Below are 17,346 nucleotides of genomic sequence, written 5' to 3' on the forward strand. Positions count from 1 at the left end.
ACATGCAGATTATAGCCGCTAGTCTGACAAGACCAGCCCGGCTACCTAGTCTGGCGACGGACAGGAGCGCACGAATGGCTATCGAACTGACACTGGATGACACGCTGGCGGTTGAAGGGGCGGTAACGCCATGGGCCGCCGTCACCTGCCTCTCGCTTTTGACCTTTCTCCTCGTCGGCCTGGAGTTTATGCCGGTGAGCCTGTTGACTCCGATTGCGCAGGACCTGGCCATCTCGGAAGGCCAGGCCGGACAGGCGATCGCCGTGTCGGGGCTCTTTGCCGTGATCACCAGCCTGTTCGGCAACGCACTCCTGGCCAGGTTCGACCGGAGAACGGTCGTCCTGCTGTACACGGCAATGCTGGTCGCATCGAGTTTGGCTGTTGCCCTCGCTCCCAACTTCCTGGTGTTTCTGGCCGGACGGGCCCTGGTCGGGATCGCGATCGGCGGCTTCTGGTCGCTCTCCACGGCCATTTTGGCGCGCCTGGCCCCAGGCTCCGACCTGCCCAAGGCGATCGCCCTGCTGCAGGGCGGAACCGCATTGGCGATCGTCATCGCCGCACCGCTCGGCAGCTTCCTCGGCGAACTGATCGGGTGGCGGGGCACCTTCTTCGTCACAGTCCCGGTCGGCGTCGCGGCGCTCGTCTGGCAACTGGCCGTTCTGCCGAAGATGCCGCCGATGGAGGCCGTTTCGGTATCCAGCATGTTCCGTCTGCTGCGCAATCGGACATTCACCATCGGCATGGCCGCAACTGGACTCGCATTCATGGGAATGAATTCGCTGTCGATCTATCTGCGCCCATTCCTTGAAAGCGTCACCGGCCTCGACGTGAACGTCCTGTCGCTGGTGCTCCTGGGCCTCGGCCTAGGAGGCATGGCGGGACTATCCATCGCCGGCTTTGTTCTCCGGCGAAACCTCACCGCCGTGCTGATCGGGCTGCCGAGCGCGCTTGCGCTCCTCGCCCTGCTCCTGATCGCAGTGGGACCGGTGCTTTGGGCCACGGCTGCGCTTCTGGTTCTTTGGGGGCTGTTCAACACCCCGATTCCGGCGGCGTGGGGTACATGGATGGCTTAGATCATTCCCGACGATCTTGAAGCTGGAGGCGGGTTGCAGGTCGCATTGATCCAGTTCGCCATCGCCGGCGGCGCTTCCGCGGGCGGCATGCTGTTCGACACTGCCGGCTGGTGGAGCGCCTTCCTGCTCGCCGCCGCCCTGCTGGCGGGCTCAGCCCTGCTCGCCGCTGCCGCCAGCCCTCGCGCTGCTGCGGTGCAGAACCTTTGATCGCGGAGGGACAGCGCCCGGACAGCGCCCCCCTCTGTCCGGCAGGACAGACGGGGGCGCGAAGGATCACTACAGAGCGCTTTTATTCTGAACCGCCGCATTCTTGGCTGGGCTGGGCATTGCTGCGCTGCCCGACTTCCTTACCGACGTGCCGATCGCGGAGGGTACATTGAGACAAGTGATGGCGGATTATCCCTCGCCAGAGGCGGGGATCTATGTGGTGCGGCCACCTGGCGGGATTGCGCCCAGAAAGGTGCGTGCGCTGATTGACATCCTCATCGAATGGTTCGGCGCCCGTTGGGTGCAATCAATGCGACCTTCGGGTGGTGATCGCGGCGCAACGGCGAGAAAGCGCAGCCAACACCGGTCCCTTCGCCATCTCGGGCCACAATCTCGATGGACTTAGAGCGGGTGGTTTTAGCCGCATTTCTGCGACGCCAGGAGAAAAGTGATCCTGATCGATCAAAGCATTGCCTCATCGGCCGTAAGTGCATGCTCTCGCGTGCCGGAGACGATGATCTCCAGGACCTCATGCTCGTCGGTGTTTTTGATGTAGCGATCGCCGACGTTCTCGCCGCGCTTAAGCACCATCACGCGGTCGCCCACAGCGAAGATGTCAACGAGGCGGTGGGAGATGATGATCTGGGCAACGCCCTGCTTTTTCAGTTCCAGCATGGTTTCGAGCAGCCGCTCGGTCGCCATCACCGAGAGATTGGCGGTCGGCTCGTCGAGTATCACCACGCGCGGCTGAAAGGAGATAGCGCGGGCAATCGCCACCGATTGCTGGCGGCCGCCCGAAAGGCTCTCGACCTTTTGATAGACGGAGTTCACCTCGACCTTCAGCCGCTTCAGCACACTGTCGGCTTCCGCGTACATTTTCCGCCGATTGACGAAAAGGCCCCTGCGCGGCCAACGGCCAAGAAAGATATTCTGACCGACATCCATATTCCCGCAAAGAGCGAAATCCTGGTAGATCATCTCGATGCCGGCGTCGCGGCTTTCGTGCGGGCTCTTGAAGTGCACCGGCTGCCCGGCGACGAAGATCTCGCCGCCCGCGTCGCGCTGGTAGGCGCCGGTCAGGATCTTCATCAGCGTCGACTTGCCGGCCGAGTTGTCGCCGACGAGGCCCAGGATCTCGCCTGGATAGAGCACGAGGTCGACGTTGCGGAGCGCCTGCACCGCACCGAAGGCTTTTTCGATGCCCCGCATTTCTACGATCGGTGCGGGCCTGGTCGCGTCACGCATGGGTCGTGTCCGCCGTTCTTGTGCGCCGCGCGAGGCGCGCCCGCAGGCGGCCGAAGATGTTGGCCTGGCGCACCCAGATGTCGATCAGCACCGCCACGATAAGGATGCCACCGATGAAGACGTTGATCCAGTGCTGCGGCATGGTAAAGCCTTGGACGTTGAGCTGCAGCAGCGCGCGGATCAGGGTGATCACCGCCGCCCCGGCGAGCGCCCCGATCACGGTGCCGTAGCCGCCGAAGATCGAACCGCCGCCGATGATCACCGAAGCGATGGCGTCGAGCTCGCGGAACTGGCCGGCTACCGGGTTGAAGCTGCGGAAGTAGGCGACGTTGATGATCCCGGCCATTGTCGCGCAGAGCGCCGCCAGCATGAGCGCGAAGAACCGCACCCGGTTGGTGTTGATCCCGGCATAAGCGGCGGCGCGAATGTTGCCGCCGGTCGCATAGACCTTCTGCCCGAACGGCATGTAGGCGAGCACGACGCCGGCAATGAGGGCGACCAACAGCATCCAGATGGTCTGGACGCTCACCACCTCGGCGATCGAGCGCAGCAGCCCGTCCGGCAGCGAGATGCGGTAGTGCAGCAGGATGTCGTTCACCTTGCGGCCAAGCAGGTTGTAGCCCTCGGGCCAGCCGGTGAGCTGCTGCCCGGCGACGAACCAGGCGGCGAGGCCGCGGGCGATGTAGAACATGCCGAGCGTGGCGATGAAGGCCGGCAGCTTGAAGCCGACGGTGACGATCGCGTTGACGAGGCCGGCGCACATGCCCGCCAGCAGGCCCATCGCCACGGCGGTCACGGGGTCGGCGCCGAGGACCTTGAGAAAATAGGCGGCTGTGCTGCCGGCGAGGGCAAGCACCGCCCCGACGGAGAGGTCGATATCACCGGCGGCGATGACGTAAGTGAGCCCGATGGTGATCAGCGCAAGCTCGGTGTAGTTGAGCAAGATAGCGAAGCTGTTGGACAGGTTCCACCAGTAGTCCGGCCGGAGCGCGAGGCCGGTCAGCCACAGGAGCGCGGTCAGGATGATGGCGAGCGCGTCGCGCCGGGCGAGGAACTTGCCGAACCCGGTGGCCGACAACGCCATGTCGGTCGCCATCGCGCCCTTGGTCTGCACCCCCTCAATCGCGATGCCGCCGATCTCGTAGGCCGGTGGCGGCGGCCGGCCGCGGAGCCAGGCCCAGAGGCGCCCTGCCACCTGGCGGCGGATGAGATAGGGCTCGATGAGCACAGCGACGACGAGTAGCAGCCCGAGGAACACCGGCACCGCGCCGACCGGTAGCGAGAAAACGGCGTTGACCGTGATCTCCTCGTCGCCGATCTTGATGATGCGCGTGATCGGCCAGCCCTCGCGCAATACCTTGTCGAGCAGCACCACCAGAAGGGCGCCAAGGCAGGATCCGGCGACCCGGCCGCGGCCGCCGAGGATCGAGGCGCCGCCGATGATCACGGCGGCAATGACGGTCAGCTCACCGCTGACGCCGTAGAGCGGCGTCACGCCCTTGTCCTGCGCAGCTGACATCAAGCCGGCCAGCGCCGCGCAGAGTGAGGAGATCAGGAAGGCTCGGATGCGCACCCAGTTGGTCGGGATGCCGGCATAGGACGCCGCCTGCTCGTTGCCGCCGGTGGCGAAGGTCTCGTAGCCCCAGCGCGTCTTGGCAAGCACATAGGCGCCGATCACGGCGACAACGAGGAAGATCACGATCTGGTTGTTGAAGCCGAGGAGGTTGGTCTCGCCGAGGTGAAAAAAACCCGGATAGCCGGTCGCCTTGGCAGGGTAGTAGATCGCCTGGCCGTGAGTGAGCGCCAGCACGAAGCCGCGGCCGATGAAGAGGACGGTCAGCGTGGCGATGAACGCCGGCACCTTCAGGATGGTGACGAGCACGCCGTTGATCAGCCCGATCAGCGTGCCGAGCAGCAGGCAGAGGATCGCCGACGTGACGACGCCGAGGTCAAGGAAGTTCGGCGCGAACAGCCTGGCAAAGACGACGGCGACTAGGCCGTAAGTTGAACCGACCGAAAGATCGAGGTCCTTGTTGACGATGACGAAGGTCACTCCGACCGCGATGATGGCAACCCGCGAGGTGTCGCGGAGCAGCGAGTGAAACGCTCCTGTTGACCCGAAGAACGCGGGATTGACGAGAGCGCCGCCGAGATAGAGCAGCAAAAGCAAGGCAACGAGCCCCACCTCCCAGCCGCCGACAATCTGGGACGGCGGACGGCCGAGCGATGTGGTCGCGGTAAGCGCCATGGTCTCTTCTGGTCGATTTCCTGCTGCCGCATTGCGGGAGAGCCTGCGCTCTCCCGCAATGATTTCAGACGTTCCAAGTGGACTCAGTTCTCGAAGCGCTTGCCGACATCCTCGACGGTCTCCTTCGTCACCAGTTGGGCGCGTGTGTCGAGGTTGGCCGCCGCGATGCCGCGGTCGATCTCCAGATAGAGCTGCATGACCGGCCAGAAGCCCTGCAAGAAGGGCTGCTGCCCGAGCGCGCCGGTCAGATCGCCGCTCTTCATCGCGTCCTGCTGGGCCGGGCCGAGGTCGAAACCGTAGGCGCAGATCTTGCCGGTCATTCCGGTCTGAGCGACGGCCTTGGCAAGCGCCGGCGTGAACACGTTGTTGCCGGCGAACGCGCCTACGACGTCGCCGCGCGATTCGAACAGCGTCACGATGCCGTTCACCGGGTCATTCGGATTGGTGTCTATACCGGTGTTCTCCGGACCCGCGTCGACCTTGAAGGCATCAAGCTTGCCGGCATCCTTCAAGCCCTTGACGATGGCGTTGAAAGCCGAAGTGACGCGGTTGTTCACCTCGATGTTGCCCATTGCGGTCGACGACGGCAGGACGATCGAACCCTTTTCTATACCCTTGTCCGCGAGGCACTTGACGAGCGCCTCGCCGGCGATTGCGGCAGCGGAGGCGTCCTGGCCGGTGTGGCCGATGCTGCTGCGGTTGAGGAGCGTGCCGTCAAAGGAATTGGTCGTAGCGACCGGTATGCCCTTCGCCTCGGCAGCCTTGACGATGTCGTTGTAGGCGCCGACCTGGGGCGTTGTCATGATCAGCCCGTCGATCGTCGGATCCTGCACGATCTGGTTCAGGATTTCGATCTCGCGGGCAGGGTCGTCAGTCGGCGATTCCGAGCCGAGCAGCAGGACCTTGGCGCCGATCAGGTTGCCGGCGACGGTCGCGCCGACGTAGACCGGATCGAAGAAGCCATTGCCGGCAGTGTGTGTCACGATAGCGAATGTGAGGTGACCATCGGCCGAATGGAAGTCCTTGGTACCGGGGGCCTCCTTTGCGGCTTCTTCGAAGCTGTAGCCGCCGACCGCCTTGTCGACGCCGCCCGATTGTGCGTAGGCGTTCGATACGCCGAGCGATAACGCCGCGGCACATGCCGCGAGCGAGAAAATACGTTTCATAATTATCCTCCCTTGCAACCAACGGTCGGAAGCCGTTCGGGCGCATTTATTCAGGATTCCGAATGCTCCCTCCCACCCGGTATATTCTGCCCAAAGTCTGCCCACGTAAATAGTGCTAGCGCGACGCGGTGTCAGACAGACGAGGAGACTTGGTGTATTGTGATCCCTACCTGGGCCGCATTTCAAAAGGGAGCGACACGGAGACCACCAAAAATAAAGTTTCACAAACGCGTAGGGAGGATACCGCGATGAATCTGCGACCAGACCCCACATTCTATCCGTCACCTAGGCTGGCTATGGAAGGGCCGCCGGAGACTCTGGCCTACACGTTGATGCTTAGCCCGGACTTCTCGCAACCTGACGGTTTGGCTGTGGTGAATGTCGATCCAAATTCGCTGGATTTCGGCAAGATCGTCCACACTGTGATCATGCCTAACAAGGGCGATGAGTTTCATCACTTCGGCTGGAATGCGTGTTCTTCGGCGCTGTCACCACTGACTGGCCACGCCTTTTTGGAGCGTCGTTATCTGATCATTCCGGGCATTCGTTCGTCGCGCATCTACATAATTGATGTGAAGGGCGGGCCGACAGCCGCCAAGATTCACAAGATCATCGAACCCGCAGAAGTCTTTGCCAAGACGGGCTATTCCCGCCCGCATACGATCCACTGCGGACCCGAGGGCATCTATGTGTCGACCCTCGGCGGCGGTGGCAAGGACGGTACCGACGGTCCTCCGGGCATTTTCATCATGGATTGCCAGACCTTCGATGTCATTGGCCGCTATGAAATAGATCGTGGCGCCCAGGACAAGCACTACGATTTCTGGTGGAACCTGCCGCGCGACTACATGGTCAGTTCCGAATGGGCCCTGCCGCCGCAGTTCGAAAACGGCATCGTCCCTGAGGATCTACTGTCCAACAAGTACGGCCACCGCATGCATTTCTGGGATCTGCGTGCGCGTAAGAACATTCAGACGATCGATCTGGGCGCCAATCACCAAATGGCGCTCGAAATCCGCCCGGCGCATGATCCAGTCCAGCAATACGGCTTCTGCGGCGTTGTGGTCGATACCACCAATCTCGAAGGCTCGATCTGGACTTGGTGGCGCGACGCAGATGGCAAGTTCCAGGCCAAGAAGACGGCGGTCATCCCGCCTCAACCGGCCAATGCCGACGATCTGCCGGATCTTCTGAAGGGTTTCTCGGCGGTGCCCCCGCTGGTCACCGACATCGACCTCAGCCTCGACGACAAATATCTCTATGTGGCTTGTTGGGGTACGGGTGAAATGCATCAATACGATGTCAGCGACCCGATGAAGCCGGTTCTGGCGGGCAAGGTCGAACTGGGTGGGATCGTCAAGAAGACCAAGCACCCCTGTGGCAAGGTCTTCGGCTATGGGCCACAGATGGTCGAGATTAGCCGCGACGGCAAGCGTGTCTATTGGACCAATTCGCTCTATTCGACCTGGGACGATCAGTTCTATCCCGGTGAGCGCGGCGGGGCGATGGTGAAGGCCGATGTTGGCGCCAATGGTGGCCTGACGCTCGACACCAACTTCTTCGTCGAGTTCCCCAAAGGCTATCGAACGCACCAGATCCGGCTTGAAGGCGGCGACTGCTCTACCGACAGTTTCTGCTACCCATCGGCCTAGGTGTTGCCCGAACTCCTTTCGACCACAGCTAGCCTCTGGTTTGCTGTGGTCGCCAGCGGGATTTACCATGGCGTAAACCCGGGTATGGGCTGGCCGCTTGCTGTTTCGGCCGCCCTGATGGAACGGCGAGCCTATGCGCTGCCGGGCGCACTTCTGGCGCTGGCGTTCGGGCATCTTGTCGCCATGACGGTGGTCCTCTTGCCCTTCGCGCTAATGACCATGCTGGTTGATTGGCAAACCGAGATCCGCGTTGGCGCAGGTCTAATTGTCGTCGCGCTCGGAGTCTGGCTGCTCTTCAACCGGCGGCATCCTAGATTTCTGGCGCGCGTGCCGCCGTCGCGACTGGCGCTCTGGTCCTTTCTCGTCGCCGTCGCGCATGGCGCCGGCCTGATGCTGGTGCCGATCTACCTCGGCCTGTGCGGCGTCGTTGAAACGGATGCCGGGCACCGTGCCGCGACCGCCCTCATTGCACGAACTGCAGCGCTCTCGATCGGCGTGGCAGCGGTCCACACCGGCGCGATGATCACTGCGGGCGGCGCTTTGGCCTTCGGCGTCTATCGGTGGCTGGGATTAAGGTTTCTTTCGAAAAGCTGGTTTGATCTAGATGTGATTTGGGCGCTAAGCCTGGTTCTGGTCGGGGCGATCGGCGTGTTTTCCGCGCTCTAGTTGGTCACCACGATCCGCGTGTTGCGGAAGCCGGCTTGCCGCACCATCGAATAGAAGGCGGCGGCATTGGACGGGTGCAGTCGCACGCAGCCATGCGACGCTGGGCGCCCGAGAGATTTTACTGCGCCTGTGCCATGGATGGCATAGCCGCCGCGGTAGAACACCGAATGAGGCATCGGCGACATGTCGTATTTGCGCGAATACCACATCCGTGCCGTTCGTTGCGGCCGGTAGCTGCCGCGCGGCGTGATATAGCCTTTGCGCGCCGTGGATACGCGCCATCGGTAGACCGCCCGGCCGTACCTTACAGTCATCGTCTGCGATGACACGTCGATCCTTGCAACCAGCTTGGCTGCCCAGCCCTCGACCGAAGAACCGAACAGCATCGTTGCCAGTGCCGCTGCCATGAGAACGGTCTTTTTCATGCGATCAAACCCCTTTGATTGCCCTTGCCTGCCTGCCTTCACGCTATTCTTCATCCTTTAATCGCAAGTGAATGAGGTAACCACACACCTCTGACGAATTCACCAATCCAAAGCAGCAAATTTGAACGATTTCCCGCGATAGTTGCCGTGGCGACATGTAACCACATAACTAGGGCGCGACCCGCCAACAGGCTTGCCAAAACGCACCGTTGGCTGCTCAATTCGTCGAATGAACGAACTCCTGCTGAAAGCGGTCGATGATCGGGTCGACGACCTGGTCGCGCTGACCGCGGACCTGATCCGCTTTCCGACTATCAACCCGCCCGGCGAGGCCTATCGGCCATGCGCCGAATACGTCGGAGCGCGGCTGAAAAAGCGCGGTTTCGAAGTCGAATTCATCCGCGCCGAAGGCACGCCCGGCGACACCGACCGCTACCCGCGCGTCAACGTCGTCGCCCGCTTCGATGGCCGCTCGCCCGGCGCCTGCGTGCATTTCAACTCGCATATCGACGTGGTCGAAGCCGGCGACGGCTGGAGCCTCGATCCCTTCGCCGGCATCGTCAGGGATGGCAAGGTCCATGGCCGCGGCGCCTGCGACATGAAGGGCGGCCTAGCCTCCTCGATCATCGCCGCCGAGGCCTTCATGGAGGTTTTCCCCGACTTCCCGGGCGCCATCGAGATTTCGGGCACGGTCGACGAGGAGTCCGGCGGCTTCGGCGGCGTCGCCCATCTGGCAAAGCTCGGCTATTTCTCCAAGCCGAAGGTCGACCACGTCATCATCCCCGAGCCGTTGAACAAGGATCGCATCTGCCTTGGCCATCGCGGCGTCTGGTGGGCGGAGATCGAGACCAAGGGCGAGATCGCGCACGGCTCGATCCCGTTCCTCGGCGACAATGCGGTACGCCATATGGGCGCCCTGCTAAGGGCTTTCGAGGACGATCTGTTCCCGGCGCTCGACCGCAAGGTGACGCGCATGCCGGTCGTGCCCGACGGGGCCAAGCGCTCGACCATGAACATCAACTCGATCCATGGCGGCCAGACCGAGGATTTCCGGCCTGGCCTGCCCTCGCCCAATGTCCCCGATTCCTGCCGGCTGACCATCGACCGCCGCTTCCTGCTCGAAGAGGATCTTGGCACGGTCAAGCGCGAGGTGACCGATATCCTCGACCGGCTGAAGCGCGAGCGCAAGAAATTCGACTACGAGATCCGCGATCTCATGGAGGTGCTGCCGCTGATGACCGAGCGCGATGCGCCGGTGGTCAAGGCGGTGGCGCGGGGCATCATGGAGGTATTCGACCGCGAGCCCGCCTACGTGATCTCGCCCGGCACCTACGACCAGAAGCACATTGCCCGCATCGGCCACATCTACGACTGCATCGCCTATGGCCCGGGCATTCTCGACCTCGCCCACAGGCCCGACGAATGGGTGGGGATATCAGACATGGTCGAATCGGCCAAGGTGATGGCGATCGGGCTCAACGTGCTGCTGAGGGGCGCGGGCGCTCGGTAGCCGGCGATAGGCGGAAAAACATTCCTGCCGGCGCCGCCGGAAAGCACGAAACGCAATTTACTCCTTGGTGAAATCACGCTTCTATCCACCGGGTTTCGAGCATGTTTTTGAGCATATCGGGAGTTGCACGATGAAATTGTGGAAAACCATTCTCACCGCTGCGGCCCTGGTGCTGTCTGCCGGAACATCGGCATTTGCCGCGCGCGATCTGGTCATCGGCATCACGCTCGAACCTCCGCATCTCGATCCGACCGCAGGTGCTGCGGCGGCGATCGACGAGGTGCTTTACGCCAATGTGTTCGAGGGGCTGACCCGCATCGGCCCGAACGGCGAGGTGCTGCCGGCTCTCGCCGAAAGCTGGACCGTTTCCGACGACGGCAAGGTCTACACCTTCAAGCTGCATAGCGGCGTGAAATTCCATGACGGCACCGACTTCAATGCCGACGACGTCAAATTCTCGCTCGATCGCGCCCGTGCCGACAACTCCGTCAACGCACAAAAGGGCCTGTTCGCCGCGATCGATACGGTCGAAATGGTCGATCCGGCGACGGTCAGGATCACGCTGAAGAACCCGCAAAGTTCGTTCCTCTACAATATGGGCTGGGGCGACGCGGTCATCGTCGCGCCGGAGACAGCCGACACCAACAAGGAAACGCCTGTCGGCACCGGCCCGTTCAAGTTCCAGACCTGGGCCAAGGGCTCGTCGATCACGCTGATCAGGTCCGACGCTTACTGGGGTGCCCCGGTCTCCCTCGACAAGGCCGAGTTCCGCATCGTCACGGATGCCGCAGCCGCCGTTCCGGCGCTGCTTTCCGGCGATGTTCAGGCCTTCCCGTTCTTCGATCCCGACAGCGTCGCCCAGATCCAGGGCGACCCGCGCTTCAAGGTGGTGATCGGCGCGACCGAGGGTGAGACCATCCTTTCGATGAACAACAAGAAGCCGCCTTTCGACCGGCTGCAGGTCAGGCAGGCGATTTCGTTTGCGCTCGACCGCAAGGCGATCATCGACGGCGCCTCGGCCGGCCTTGGCGTGCCGATCGGCTCGCACATGTCGCCCGCCAACAAGGCCTATGTCGACCTCACCGGTCTCTATCCGCACAATGTCGAGAAGGCCAGGGAACTGCTGAAGGAAGCTGGCCTGGAGAACGGCTTCAAGGCGACACTGAAACTGCCGCCACCCCCCTATGCGCGACTTGGCGGCGAGATCATCGCGTCGCAGCTTCGCGACGTCGGCATCGATCTGCAGATCGTGCCGGTGGAATGGGCGCAGTGGCTGGACCAGGTCTTCACCAAGAAGGACTACGACCTGACCATCGTTTCCCACACCGAACCCAACGACATCGATATCTATTCGCGCAAGGATTATTACTTCAACTACGACAACCCGACCTTCGACAAGATCATCGCCGATCTGAACCTCACCTCCGATGAGGCCAAGCGCATGACGCTGCTCGGCGAGGCGCAGAAGATACTGGCCGACGATGCCGTGGTCGGCTTCCTCTACGAACTGCCGAAAGTCGGCGTCTGGGACGCCAAGCTCGAGGGTTTTTGGGCAAATGCGCCGATCCAGGCCAATGATCTGACCAAGGTGAAGTGGACGGAGTGAGGGGCTGACGCTTGCGTTCCCGCGACCTTCATCCGGTTGCCGCGCTGAGCAAAGCTGCGGTCCTCCCCCCATGACCGCCTATCTCCTCAAGCGCCTTGCCATCGCGCTCATCACGCTGGTCCTGGCCTCGATGGTGGTCTTCGCCGTGCTGGAGATCATTCCCGGCGACCCGGCGCGGCTGATGCTGGGCATGAATGCCAGCGCCGACCAGGTCGAGTTGCTGCGCAACCAGATGGGCCTCAACGCGCCGCTTGCCGCGCGCTATCTGCACTGGGCCGGCGGCTTGCTGAGCCTCGATTTCGGTCGTTCCTACACCTATTCGGTGCCGGTCATCGACCTGGTCCGCGAGCGCATCGTGGTCTCGCTGCCGCTGGCCCTGATCGCGCTGGCGCTGTCCACCATCATCGCCATTCCGGTCGGGCTGTTTTCCGCCGGCCGGCACGGACGGGCCGGCGACACGATCGCGATGGGCGCCGCCCAGCTTGGTGTTGCGGTGCCGAACTTCTGGTTTGCGCTGATGCTGATCTACCTGTTTGCCGTCTGGCTGCGGCTGGTGCCGGCCGGCGGCTTTCCGGGATGGAGCGCCGGCGTCTGGCCGGCGCTGAAATCGCTGGTCCTGCCGGCGATCGCGCTCGCTCTGCCGCAAGCGGCGATCCTCGCCCGAGTCACCCGCTCGGCGCTGATCGAAGTGCTGAACGAGGACTATATCCGCACTGCCCGCGCCAAGGGCCTGCCCTATCGCGCGGTGCTGTGGCGGCACGCGCTGCGCAACGCGATGATCCCGGTGCTGACCATTCTCGGCCTGCAGTTCGCCTTCCTGCTCGCCGGCACCATCATTATCGAGAACGTCTTTTATCTGCCCGGCCTCGGCCGACTGGTGTTCCAGGCGATCACCCAGCGCGACCTGATCGTCGTCGAAAGCGTCGTCATGCTGCTGGTCGCCGCCGTCATCGCCGTCAACTTGCTTGTCGACCTCTCCTACGCGGTCGTCGATCCGCGTCTGAGACGCCGCCAATGACGCTGCGCTTCGGCATCCCGGAGGAAAATTTTGCCGACATCCTCGTCAAGGCTTTCACCAACCGCTCGTTCCTCACCGGCTTCGTCATCACTGCACTGGTGGCGGCCGTCGCCATCGTCTCGTTCTTCTGGACGCCTTTTGACGTCACCAGGCTGATCATCGCCGACAAGACCCAGGCACCCTCGCCGGCGCACTGGTTCGGCACCGATCATTTCGGCCGCGACATTTTTTCCATGATCATGGTCGGGGCCCGCAATTCGATCGCCGTGGCGCTGGTGGCGGTCGGTATCGGCATGGGCGTTGGCGTGCCGCTCGGCGCCCTTGCCGCGGCGCGCGGCGGCGTCGTCGACGAGGCGGTGATGCGGCTGAACGATCTCGTCTTCGCCTTCCCTGCCCTGCTGTCGGCGATCATGATCACCGCCATCTTCGGCCCGGGCGCGCTCAACGCCATCATCGCCATCGGCATTTTCAACATCCCGGTCTTCGCCCGCGTCGCCCGGGCCGGCGCGCTGGCGATCTGGCCGCGCGAATTCATCCTCGCCGCGCGTGCCGCCGGAAAAGGCAAAGCACTGATCATCATCGAACACGTGCTGCCCAACATCGTTACTTTGCTCCTGGTGCAAGGCACCATTCAGTTCGCGCTCGGCATCCTGGCCGAAGCCGGGCTTTCCTATGTCGGGCTCGGCACACAGCCGCCGATGCCGAGCTGGGGACGGATGCTGTTCGACGCCCAGACGCGCATGGGGATGGCGCCGTGGATGGCGATCTTTCCAGGCATGGCGATCGTCGTCACCGTGCTTGGACTGAACCTGCTCGGCGACGGCATTGCCGACATCCTCGACCCCAAATCGCGGCGGCAGCGATGAGCCTGCTCGAAATCGAGAAATTGTCGCTGACGATCGGCGACACGCCGATCCTGAGGGATGTCGAGCTCTCCGTCGCGCCCGGCGAGGTGATGGGACTGGTCGGCGAATCCGGCTCGGGCAAATCGATCACGGCATTGACGGTGATGCGGCTTCTGCCCTGGGCGGCGCGCGCCAGCGGGCGCGTCGTCTTCGACGGCATCGACATCCTCGCGGCCAGCGAAGACCAGATGTGCGCGCTGCGCGGCGATGATATCGGCATGGTTTTCCAGGAACCGATGACGGCGCTGAACCCGGTCAAGACCATTGGCGAGCAGGTCGCCGAAGGCATCCGCTGGCACACCAGGGTAAGCCGCGCCGACGCCGAGGACCGCGCTCGAAAAATGCTCGACCGGGTCGGCTTGCCCGCAGCGCAATTCCCGCTGTCGCGCTATCCGCACGAGCTTTCCGGCGGCCAGCGCCAGCGCGTCGTCATCGCCATCGCCTGCGCGCTGAAACCAAAACTGCTGATCGCCGACGAGCCGACGACGGCGCTCGACGTCGTGCTGCAGGCGCAAATCCTCGACCTGTTGCGCGACCTGGTTTCAGAAAACCGCATGGGTCTGCTGTTGATCTCGCATGACCTCGCGGTGGTGACCGAAATGGCGGAGCGCATCACCATCCTGCGCCACGGCGAAGTGATGGAGGCCGGCGACACGGCGCGCACCTTGTCCGAGCAGCTTCATCCCTACACAAGACAACTTGCGCAGGCCTCGATGCATGTGCCGGCGCGTGCCAGGACAAACGAGGTCGGCCAAGACAATCCCATGCTCCAGGCCAAACCTCTTCTTCAGGTAGAAAGCGTGACGCGGGACTATCCGGGACGGCGCAAATCGCTGCTGAAGCGCGCGGTTCCGACCCGCGCCGTCGACGATGTCTCGTTCTCGATCGATCCTGGGCAGTCTGTGGCGCTGGTCGGGCGTTCCGGTTGCGGCAAGTCCACGCTTGCCCGCATGGTCCTGGCGCTGGACGGGCCGACATCGGGAACGATCCGGTTTCGCGGCGAAGTCATCACCGACAAGAGCGAGGCGGAGCTCAAGCCGGCGCGCCGCGACATGCAGGTGGTGTTCCAGGACCCATACGGCTCCTTCGATCCGCGCCAGAAGGTGGAAAAACTGGTCGCCGAGCCACTGCATGTCCTGGAGAAAAGGCCGACGAATGCAGAGCGGCGCGAGATGGTGGCAAAGGCCTTGCACGAGGTCGGCCTTGGTCCACGCGACATGGACAAATATCCGCACGAATTTTCAGGCGGCCAGCGCCAGCGCCTGTCGATCGCCCGCGCCATCATCACCCGCCCCAAGCTGGTCGTCGCCGACGAGCCGGTCTCGGCGCTCGACGTCTCGATCCGCGCCCAGATTCTCGATCTGTTCGCCGAGCTCAACCAGAAGCTCGGCGTTGCCTATCTGTTCATCACCCACGATCTGACCGTTGCCCGCGCCATTACCGACCAGGTGATGATCATGCATGCCGGCAAGATCGTCGAGCGCGGCAGGACGAGCGCAGTTCTCGACCATCCGCAGTCCGAAGCCGCCAAGGCGCTGGTCGCTGCGGCCCCGGACCTGCACCGCGCGATTGCCCGGCGATTACAGGAACAGGGGTAAACAGCCGACCGTCGGGAGAGGCTTACTCTTCGGCCTTCACCACATCGGCCGGGCTGATGTCGAGCAAGTCGAGGGTGCGGCGCAAGAGCTGCATCTCTGTCCCGGCAAGTTGCGAATCGGCCTTGGCGATCTCGGCCATATGGCGGGCAAGCAGGCTGCGCCTCTCGATGTCGAGGTCACGGAACTGCGCGATGGCTTGCGAGCCGTTGGTCTCGTAGCCGAACTCGTTGAGATATTCGATGACGCTGTCGATGCTGGCTTCCGGAATGCCGAAGGCTTCCCGGCAGATGCGCCTGAAGGCGGCCATTTCACTCTCGTTGACCGTGCCGTCGGCCAAAATCATGCGAAACAGCATCAGCAGTTCCGCCGACAGCACCGGATCGTCCGCGACCTTGCGCACGCCGGGGTCGCCGTCGAAGATCGAGCGTATCTGCTCCAGCAATGCGAATGCCATCAGCGACCCCTTTCCGATTCGTTGCAAATAGGTAGCGCGGAATCGGGCTTGCGCAAATGGTCGGCTGCTCTTCCCTTCTCCCCTTGTGGGAGAAGGTGGATCGGCGCGTAGCGCCGAGACGGATGAGGGGTGCTGGCCGGAGCGCTGTCGGTGCCAAGCTGGAACACCCCTCATCCGACCGAGCTTCGCTCGGCCACCTTCTCCCACAAGGGGAGAAGGGAGAAGGCGCCCGCAGCAACGCGCCGCATCCTCCGGGCCACCCCCATCAAGCTACCGGCTGACCGGGCGAACCCACTGCGCACGCTTATTGGTGTGTGAACGGGGCGCCTGATAGGATGCGGTTATACGAATCATGTCGGGAGGAGCCACACATGAATCTCAGTGCGCCTACGCAGCTTATTTTCATCATATCCCTTGTTATCGCCATCATCGGTCTTCTCGCCGCTCTCGGCGTTTTTGCGTTCATTCCCCTGGCCGCGGTGTGGATCGTCCTCATCGCTTATGTCGTGCTTGCCGGCGGCTGCCTGGTTCGCGGCGCTTAAGCCCTCAGATCTCTCAGGCAACTCGGAGCGCCCGGCCACAAGCCGGGCACTTTTGATTCTGAGGGTTGGTCTGCTACCATCCGCGGGCGGAGGAAAGCTCATGTCTGCCCAGAGCGAAGACGGCAGCAACCAGCACAGTCCTGGCCTCGACCGGTTCGAGATGGTTCAGCGTGCGCCTGGCCCTTGGCTCCAGGGTTCAGTCACTGACATCTGCGGCTACCGCGAAACCATGCCCGGCCGTTTCCGCAACGTCGAATACGCATCGCTGACCGTGCCGCTGGTCATCAGCTTTGCCGAACCCTTCGCCATCGGGCTCGGCAAGGAGCCGGGCGACAATGACCGCTTCGCCAGTTTCGCCGCCGGCCTCTATGCCGGTCCGGTGGTGATCGAATCCCGCGGCGGCGCCTGCTGCATCCAGGTCAATTTCACCCCGCTCGGCGCCCGACGCTTCTTCGGCCTTGCGATGAGCGAACTGACCGACCGCATGGTCGGCCTCGACGATGTGCTCGGGATCGAAGGCATCGCGCTGCGCGAAAGACTTGGCAATGCGCACGGCTGGAGCGCACGTTTTGCCATCGTCGAGACGTTCGTCGCCGCGCGGCTGACTGACGCCCGCGAAATGCAGGCCGAAATCGCCTGGGCCTATGACCGGATCATCGTCTCGGGTGGCCGCATTCGCGTCGCATCGCTCGCCGACAGGCTGGGCTGGAGCCGCAAGCATCTCGCCGGAAAATTCTCCAACGCGATCGGCGTCGGCCCCAAGACGCTGTCGCGCATCGTCCGCTTCAACCGGGCGCTCGGCCTGTCAAGGCAGGGCAAATCCGGGCAGGGCAAATCCGATTGGGCTGATATCGCCGCCGATTGCGGCTATGCCGACCAGGCGCATCTGGTGCGCGAATTCCGCGACCTTGCCGGCGAAACGCCGACGGCGCTGGCCGCCCAGGCATAGGGCGCAGGTAACATTTCTTCAAGACGTGGGAAAAGCCTTCGCCCAGACTGGATTATCGTCCAATCCAATTGAAGGAGATCGC

At 63.1% G+C, this 17,346-nt stretch carries 15 protein-coding genes and 1 pseudogene; 11 read left to right on the forward strand and 5 right to left on the reverse strand.

The features are described 5' to 3' along the window. The first annotated feature begins 74 nt into the window (after nt 1-74). Both AC0L17_RS11235 and AC0L17_RS11240 read left to right on the forward strand, forming a co-directional pair. A pseudogene (locus AC0L17_RS11235) lies at nt 75-1,280 on the forward strand (MFS transporter). A 103-nt stretch (nt 1,281-1,383) separates the two neighbouring features. After that, the gene (locus AC0L17_RS11240; RefSeq protein WP_091598252.1) at nt 1,384-1,686 is read left to right on the forward strand and encodes a LysR substrate-binding domain-containing protein; all 303 of its coding nucleotides are present in this window, start codon (nt 1,384-1,386) and stop codon (nt 1,684-1,686) included. Nucleotides 1,687-1,742: 56 nt separating this feature from the next. Here AC0L17_RS11240 and AC0L17_RS11245 read toward each other — a convergent pair whose 3' ends face one another. The 3 genes from AC0L17_RS11245 to AC0L17_RS11255 form a co-directional block, all read right to left on the reverse strand. Next, complete coding sequence (locus AC0L17_RS11245; protein ID WP_473515876.1) at nt 1,743-2,525, reverse strand: ATP-binding cassette domain-containing protein; 783 nt, start codon at nt 2,523-2,525, stop codon at nt 1,743-1,745. Continuing rightward, the gene (locus AC0L17_RS11250) at nt 2,518-4,773 is read right to left on the reverse strand and encodes an ABC transporter permease (protein ID WP_473515877.1); all 2,256 of its coding nucleotides are present in this window, start codon (nt 4,771-4,773) and stop codon (nt 2,518-2,520) included. Before AC0L17_RS11250 ends, AC0L17_RS11245 begins: the two co-directional genes overlap by 8 nt. 83 nt (nt 4,774-4,856) lie before the next feature. Next, complete coding sequence (locus AC0L17_RS11255; protein ID WP_473515878.1) at nt 4,857-5,939, reverse strand: substrate-binding domain-containing protein; 1,083 nt, start codon at nt 5,937-5,939, stop codon at nt 4,857-4,859. A 248-nt stretch (nt 5,940-6,187) separates the two neighbouring features. Here AC0L17_RS11255 and AC0L17_RS11260 point away from each other — a divergent pair, with 248 nt between their 5' ends. Continuing rightward, nucleotides 6,188-7,591 (forward strand): selenium-binding protein SBP56-related protein, encoded by a 1,404-nt coding sequence (locus AC0L17_RS11260; RefSeq protein WP_473515971.1) that lies wholly within the window; start codon nt 6,188-6,190, stop codon nt 7,589-7,591. A gap of 84 nt (nt 7,592-7,675) precedes the next feature. Further along, nucleotides 7,676-8,257: a hypothetical protein gene (locus AC0L17_RS11265; protein WP_023802988.1), complete on the forward strand. Its 582-nt coding sequence runs from the start codon at nt 7,676-7,678 to the stop codon at nt 8,255-8,257. Here the strand turns inward: AC0L17_RS11265 and AC0L17_RS11270 are convergent. Beyond that, on the reverse strand, nt 8,254-8,682 hold the full coding sequence (locus AC0L17_RS11270; RefSeq protein ID WP_023802989.1) for a L,D-transpeptidase: 429 nt from the start codon (nt 8,680-8,682) through the stop codon (nt 8,254-8,256). The two genes, AC0L17_RS11265 and AC0L17_RS11270, sit on opposite strands and share 4 nt — an antisense overlap. A 229-nt stretch (nt 8,683-8,911) precedes the next feature. Here AC0L17_RS11270 and AC0L17_RS11275 point away from each other — a divergent pair, with 229 nt between their 5' ends. From AC0L17_RS11275 to AC0L17_RS11295, 5 genes are all read left to right on the forward strand, one after another. After that, nucleotides 8,912-10,192, forward strand: a complete 1,281-nt coding sequence (locus AC0L17_RS11275; protein ID WP_473515879.1) for an acetylornithine deacetylase/succinyl-diaminopimelate desuccinylase family protein — start codon at nt 8,912-8,914, stop codon at nt 10,190-10,192. 130 nt (nt 10,193-10,322) lie between these two features. Then, nucleotides 10,323-11,798 carry an ABC transporter substrate-binding protein gene (locus tag AC0L17_RS11280; RefSeq protein WP_473515880.1) on the forward strand — a complete coding sequence of 492 codons (1,476 nt, stop codon included), beginning with the start codon at nt 10,323-10,325 and terminating at the stop codon, nt 11,796-11,798. A 70-nt stretch (nt 11,799-11,868) separates the two neighbouring features. Next, entirely contained in the window at nt 11,869-12,816 is a 948-nt protein-coding gene (locus tag AC0L17_RS11285) for an ABC transporter permease (protein WP_287063863.1), read from the forward strand. Continuing rightward, on the forward strand, nt 12,813-13,682 hold the full coding sequence (locus AC0L17_RS11290; RefSeq protein WP_473515881.1) for an ABC transporter permease: 870 nt from the start codon (nt 12,813-12,815) through the stop codon (nt 13,680-13,682). Before AC0L17_RS11285 ends, AC0L17_RS11290 begins: the two co-directional genes overlap by 4 nt. Beyond that, nucleotides 13,679-15,319 carry an ABC transporter ATP-binding protein gene (locus AC0L17_RS11295; protein ID WP_473515882.1) on the forward strand — a complete coding sequence of 547 codons (1,641 nt, stop codon included), beginning with the start codon at nt 13,679-13,681 and terminating at the stop codon, nt 15,317-15,319. Before AC0L17_RS11290 ends, AC0L17_RS11295 begins: the two co-directional genes overlap by 4 nt. 22 nt (nt 15,320-15,341) lie before the next feature. Here the strand turns inward: AC0L17_RS11295 and AC0L17_RS11300 are convergent, their stop codons facing one another. Further along, entirely contained in the window at nt 15,342-15,773 is a 432-nt protein-coding gene (locus AC0L17_RS11300; protein WP_473515883.1) for a TerB family tellurite resistance protein, read from the reverse strand. 371 nt (nt 15,774-16,144) lie between these two features. Between AC0L17_RS11300 and AC0L17_RS11305 the strand changes: the two genes are divergently transcribed. Together AC0L17_RS11305 and AC0L17_RS11310 are read left to right on the forward strand one after the other, a co-directional pair. Continuing rightward, a complete protein-coding gene (locus AC0L17_RS11305; RefSeq protein ID WP_023798964.1) occupies nt 16,145-16,315 on the forward strand; it encodes a hypothetical protein in 171 nt (56 codons plus the stop codon). A 100-nt stretch (nt 16,316-16,415) separates the two neighbouring features. Next, complete coding sequence (locus tag AC0L17_RS11310; protein ID WP_473515884.1) at nt 16,416-17,264, forward strand: helix-turn-helix domain-containing protein; 849 nt, start codon at nt 16,416-16,418, stop codon at nt 17,262-17,264. Nucleotides 17,265-17,346 lie beyond the last annotated feature (82 nt).

Source organism: Mesorhizobium sp. WSM4829 (assembly GCF_055811475.1).

What these genes read in the sequence shown, in the direction of transcription:
- AC0L17_RS11300 (WP_473515883.1), bottom strand. Translation starts at nt 15,773, where the DNA reads ATGGCATTCGCATTGCTGGAGCAGATACGCTCGATCTTCGACGGCGAC.
- AC0L17_RS11305 (WP_023798964.1), top strand. Translation starts at nt 16,145, where the DNA reads ATGAATCTCAGTGCGCCTACGCAGCTTATTTTCATCATATCCCTTGTT.
- AC0L17_RS11270 (WP_023802989.1), bottom strand. Translation starts at nt 8,682, where the DNA reads ATGAAAAAGACCGTTCTCATGGCAGCGGCACTGGCAACGATGCTGTTC.
- AC0L17_RS11280 (WP_473515880.1), top strand. Translation starts at nt 10,323, where the DNA reads ATGAAATTGTGGAAAACCATTCTCACCGCTGCGGCCCTGGTGCTGTCT.
- AC0L17_RS11275 (WP_473515879.1), top strand. Translation starts at nt 8,912, where the DNA reads ATGAACGAACTCCTGCTGAAAGCGGTCGATGATCGGGTCGACGACCTG.
- AC0L17_RS11295 (WP_473515882.1), top strand. Translation starts at nt 13,679, where the DNA reads ATGAGCCTGCTCGAAATCGAGAAATTGTCGCTGACGATCGGCGACACG.
- AC0L17_RS11290 (WP_473515881.1), top strand. Translation starts at nt 12,813, where the DNA reads ATGACGCTGCGCTTCGGCATCCCGGAGGAAAATTTTGCCGACATCCTC.
- AC0L17_RS11310 (WP_473515884.1), top strand. Translation starts at nt 16,416, where the DNA reads ATGTCTGCCCAGAGCGAAGACGGCAGCAACCAGCACAGTCCTGGCCTC.
- AC0L17_RS11285 (WP_287063863.1), top strand. Translation starts at nt 11,869, where the DNA reads ATGACCGCCTATCTCCTCAAGCGCCTTGCCATCGCGCTCATCACGCTG.
- AC0L17_RS11250 (WP_473515877.1), bottom strand. Translation starts at nt 4,773, where the DNA reads ATGGCGCTTACCGCGACCACATCGCTCGGCCGTCCGCCGTCCCAGATT.
- AC0L17_RS11260 (WP_473515971.1), top strand. Translation starts at nt 6,188, where the DNA reads ATGAATCTGCGACCAGACCCCACATTCTATCCGTCACCTAGGCTGGCT.
- AC0L17_RS11245 (WP_473515876.1), bottom strand. Translation starts at nt 2,525, where the DNA reads ATGCGTGACGCGACCAGGCCCGCACCGATCGTAGAAATGCGGGGCATC.
- AC0L17_RS11255 (WP_473515878.1), bottom strand. Translation starts at nt 5,939, where the DNA reads ATGAAACGTATTTTCTCGCTCGCGGCATGTGCCGCGGCGTTATCGCTC.
- AC0L17_RS11265 (WP_023802988.1), top strand. Translation starts at nt 7,676, where the DNA reads ATGGGCTGGCCGCTTGCTGTTTCGGCCGCCCTGATGGAACGGCGAGCC.